The sequence below is a fragment of the Natronospira sp. genome (assembly GCF_007134575.1).
Taxonomy (GTDB): Bacteria; Pseudomonadota; Gammaproteobacteria; order Natronospirales; family Natronospiraceae; genus Natronospira; species Natronospira elongata.
In genome coordinates this window covers 1-4,618 of record NZ_SLKM01000018.1, presented here as the reverse complement: position 1 = coordinate 4,618, position 4,618 = coordinate 1, and the positions used below count along the sequence as shown (strand labels likewise).

At 58.9% G+C, this 4,618-nt stretch carries 5 protein-coding genes; all 5 read right to left on the bottom strand.

Translation table 11 applies throughout. The features are described 5' to 3' along the window. Positions 1-1,048: hypothetical protein (locus ACJWXQ_RS00775; protein WP_406671937.1), on the bottom strand; the 1,048-nt coding region annotated here is incomplete at its 3' end. Beyond that, positions 1,045-2,712 carry a hypothetical protein gene (locus ACJWXQ_RS00770; protein ID WP_406671936.1) on the bottom strand — a complete coding sequence of 556 codons (1,668 nt, stop codon included), beginning with the start codon at positions 2,710-2,712 and terminating at the stop codon, positions 1,045-1,047. The genes ACJWXQ_RS00770 and ACJWXQ_RS00775, both read right to left, overlap by 4 nt. Positions 2,713-2,873: 161 nt before the next feature. Further along, entirely contained in the window at positions 2,874-3,614 is a 741-nt protein-coding gene (locus ACJWXQ_RS00765) for an S-methyl-5'-thioinosine phosphorylase (RefSeq protein ID WP_406671935.1), read from the bottom strand. A gap of 28 nt (positions 3,615-3,642) precedes the next feature. Then, positions 3,643-4,200 carry a hypoxanthine-guanine phosphoribosyltransferase gene (locus tag ACJWXQ_RS00760; protein WP_406671934.1) on the bottom strand — a complete coding sequence of 186 codons (558 nt, stop codon included), beginning with the start codon at positions 4,198-4,200 and terminating at the stop codon, positions 3,643-3,645. After that, on the bottom strand, positions 4,197-4,618 hold a 422-nt coding region (locus tag ACJWXQ_RS00755), incomplete at its 5' end, for a mechanosensitive ion channel family protein (RefSeq protein ID WP_406671933.1). The genes ACJWXQ_RS00755 and ACJWXQ_RS00760, both read right to left, overlap by 4 nt.

Sequence of the window (4,618 nt, the reverse complement as noted above, 5' to 3'; positions counted from 1 at the left end):
CCCACTCGCTGGCCATGGGCCAATCCGTTGCCAGAAGGTGCAAAACCCGCCGTGGCCTTGGAAGTCGCCACGAGTTGGACTGTGAATGACTGACGGCGGAGTATTCGCGGTACTCGGCGAGGACATACAGGGTGGAATCGTCAATGCTGCCAATGATGGGTCGATGATACCCCTTGGGCATCTCCACCTTCGTCCAGGCCTCGGCGGTGCGATGGCGGGCGTAAAGATGATCGCTATCCGAGGACAGAATCAGCCAGCCGTCCCCGTTTTCCGTGATGCTGTCCACGGAGGCGAGTTCCGGTAGGAATTCCAGACGCCACTCGCCCTCGGCATCCCTGACATGGACACCGCCCAGCCGGGTGCCGCCGATGAGACTGCCATCTGCCAGGATCTGCAATGGTTGCGCTAGTGGCGAACGCAGGACAAACAACTCGAGATTACCTTGCATGCCCTCCGGCACGGCCTCATCCCAGCCGCGGATATCGTCGAGCTCGTCAATACCGGTGAGAGCCTGAAACAGGTCCGGGATTTCTTCTTGAGGGGGAACGCGGCTGATGCCGGCCACCCGTGAACGACCGTATAACCTCGGCTGAATGACAAGGGTGCCCAGATTGGTCAATGAGTTGCCACTGACACTGAATTGCCCGAGCTTCTCATTTATCTGCAAGGCGCCGACACCATCAGCCCTTCGATTGGTCTGCTCCGCATAAAGCTCAAACCCAGAGATTCGGTAACTTCCCACCGGCAAATCGGCCACGAACAGTCGACGACCGGTATCGACGGCACCATCCATTGACGAGATCCAGATTGGATCGCGATCCGTGTCGCCAATGGCACTGAATCTCACCCGGCCAATCCGGTCCCCCGGCTGGAGTATGTAATCATCGTTGATTCGCAGAGTGAAGATGACATGGCCATGGAGGGAGTCCACTGCTGCGCTGGCAGATCCTGAGCTGCCACCATCCGCCGTGGCCTCGGATTCGCCAAATGGAACCAGCAAGGCGGCCAGAGCGACGATTGCGGTCAGTCGTCGAGTTTGTCTGATCATTCCATTTCCTCCAACGCCAGGAAGTTGGAGGCGGATTCACTACGCCACTCCCACTCACCGATTGTCATGCTGTGGTGTATGCCGAATCGGCAGATCTGGATAATCTCATCGCCGCTCTCGATCATCTGCAAGGGAGAAAGGCAGCCTTCGGGCCTTGGGGCAACGGGCCGCCACCTGGATTCATTCGGGTCACGATGGGCATAGATACCAAGAACTTCCGGGTAGGCCCTCTCCCCTTCCTCGCCGTTCTCTCCTTCTTCTCCGTTTTCTTCCTCATTTCTGAATTCCTCGATGATCTCGTCGGCGCCATCAACATAGCCATCGCGTGACAAGGAAAACAGAAAACCGAACAGGTCCCCGTTTTCAAGCATCAAGGCAGGCTGTCGATGTCCGAGGCCCGGCGGATCTTCAGCGACGTCGGCGTGACCGAACTCCAGCAAGCGGAAATACCGCTCGACAATCGGCCAGCGGATATTGTGCATCAACCACTGCCTTGAGGACTGGTAGCCATGCTCACCAAAGGCATTCAGGCGGCGGTCGGAATGCAAGGAATAGGGCTCGAGAAAATCCATCTGGAGGGTGCGGCTATTGTATCGATAGTAGGCATATCGACGATCAATGCCATTCCAGTAGGCGAAGAAAAAACTCTCCCCCGAAGAAAAGGTGTCATAAAGATGGGAGCCAGTGGGGATATCCATGGCCTGCATCTGGCGCCACTCCAGCTCACTCTGTTCGGAGATTGCCTCCAAAGGCACCTCATGTGCTGAGAAGGAATAAGCTGCCCGTGCACGGTGGCGCAAATTGGTGGTACCCCGGCCGTCGACGATATAGGGCCGACGCCGGATCACGCCGGCAACGAGCTGGCTTGCCTCGCCGGCGTAGAGGTACTGGACGTCCGCCCAATTGCCAAAATCGGCAATGACATCCCATTCCTCCTGAAGCAATGAATGGGCGCGCAGGATCTGGCCTGAGCCGGTGCCCACCAGAAAGCCGGCCTCGGTTTCGATGATCGTATTGAGGGGTTCGTCGGTGCTCACATCGGCCACGTACCATTCACCGCCCGGCATGCGTACCAGGATACTGCCGACCTTGCTTGGTATAAGGACACGGCCCTGGCTATCCACCAAGGCTTCACCGTTGGGGGCCGGTCGCCTTTCGGCGGTCTCGAGAACGGTGCGCGCCTCCAGACCGGGACGACGCTGGCTCCAGCCGATGATCCCATTGATGCCGCCATCAATGCCGCTGCTCTGGTAGATTTTCTGAACCAGCGCCATGACATCCAGGTCATTATCAATCCAGGTCACGCCATAGGCACCAAGACTGCCATCGGCTGTCTGCACCAGAAGTGTCCCCAGATCGGTCACCTGATCCGGAACCACATCGAAGCTTCCCAGGTCCTGGGAGGCATCAATCTTGATCAGAGCAGCTTGCGGCGCGCCGACAATCCGGTAGCGAAGGGTCGCGATCCGGTAATGTCCGGCAGGCAGGGACATGAGGACCATGTCATCGGGGTGGGTACTGAAGCTCCAGGGTGAGACCCAAAGCGATGCCTCCACTTCCCCGGCAGGGGTTATCCGCTCTACCTTGACACTCTCCAGTTTCGCTTCCCGGTAATCAGGCTCGCCCGGGCGGACGCGATAGTCGTTGACACGCACGGCTACCACGGCGACCCCATTTTCGGTGGCATCCACCCAATTGAGGAACTCGCCGCCATGGATTGTTGCACAACCTTGCAGCCCCAAAAGTGCCAGACCCCAGGCAGGCCAGCACGCCCTTTTTGATCAATTTCACTGTCTTTCTCCCTCCATTACCAAACTAAAGCGATTCAGATCCTGTCTTTGAGCAAGGCCCCAATGATCCCCCGTGCCTTGTCCAGCGCATTCTTAAGGTGGGCCTCAATATCGGCGTGAATGTCGGTATCGCCGCGGCCGGCTGCGTGGTTGGCGATGACGGCGCAGCAGGCGTAGGACATTCCGAGTTCGCGGGCCAGGGCGGCTTCGGGCATGCCGGTCATGCCGACGAGGTCGGCGCCGTCCTTTTCCAGCTTGTCGATTTCGGCGGCGGATTCCAGGCGAGGGCCCTGGGTGGTGGCATAGGTGCCGTCGCGGGCCACGTCAATGCCTGCCTGGTCAGCGGCCTTGATCAGGCGCTCCCGGAGTTCGGGACAGTAGGGCTGGGTGAAGTCGATGTGAGTCACGGCCCGCAGTTCGCCTTCATAGTAGGTGTGTTCCCGGCCCCAGGTGTAGTCGATGATCTGGTCGGGGATGGCAACTCCGCCGGGCACCATGTCCTTGCGAATGCCGCCCACGGCGGCAATGGACAATACCCGGCGAATACCCACGTTTCGGAGCGCCCAGATGTTGGCGCGATAATTGACCTGATGGGGCGGAATGGTGTGGCCGTGACCATGACGGGCCATGAAGACCACCTCGGTACCGAACAAGCGGCCGTGTGTCACCGGGCCCGAGGGCTCACCATAAGGGGTGGCCACGACTTCCCGGTGGGTAATCTCTAGCGCATCCAGTTCAGAGAGACCGGTGCCACCGATGATTGCAATTTCCGCCATGTTGTTTCCCGTTGTCTGTTTCGTCTAATCAAATGGCATAAATGCCGGTGAGCTGGCGATGATATTTATCCAGATCCATGCCGCAGCCGAAGACATAGCGATCCGGCACTTCGAGACCGACGTAGTCCGCTTCCATGGCGGGCGACTGGCTGCGCTGCTTGCGTACCAGCACGGCCGTGCCAACCCTTTCAGCACCCTTTTCCCTGCAGTAGTCCACCAGGGCCTTGAGGGTGATGCCTTCATCGAGGATGTCATCGATCAAAAGAATATTCCTGCCCTTGAGGCTGACCCGGGGCTCGGATATCCAGTTGAGTTTGCCGCCCCGGGTGGAGCCACCGTAGCGGGTGGCATGAATACTTTCGAGCTGCAGGGGAAAGAGCAGCCTTGGCAGGAGCTGGCCGGCCGGGATCAGGCCACCCAGCAGTACCGACAGAATCAGAGGATCGGTGCCGGCCCAGTCTCGGTTGATGGCCTGGGCCATCTGATCATAGGCCCGATTAACGGCGGCAGCGTCATGGATGAGTTCCGCCGTGGCAGGCAGCGCCATCCAGTCCTCGGCGGGCCCGTGGCTGATCTCTTCTTTCATCGCTGCCCTCCTTGAGGCTGGGGGGATGAGGCTGACGGATGTGGTTCAGCCTGGGCGATGCCGTCCGGCACATGCAGGGTGCGCGTGGGGAAGGCGATCTCGGCGCCGTGCTTCTCGATGATCCGCCCAACCTTGAGCAATACATCTTCCTTGACCGCGTGGAAGTCGGTCCACACCTTGGTATGGGTGAAGCAGTAGATGAAGAAATCCAGGGAGGACTCGCCATAGGTATTGAAGTAAACCATCAGCGTGCGGTCCTTGGTGATCTCCTCATGCTCATCGAGCATCTGCCGGATATCCTTCAGAATGGGCTCCACCCGGGAGAAATCATCATAGCGGACACCGATGGTTTCGAAGATCCGTCGATGATGCATGCGCGAGGGGTTTTCCAGTGAGATCTGGTTGAAGATCGAGTTGG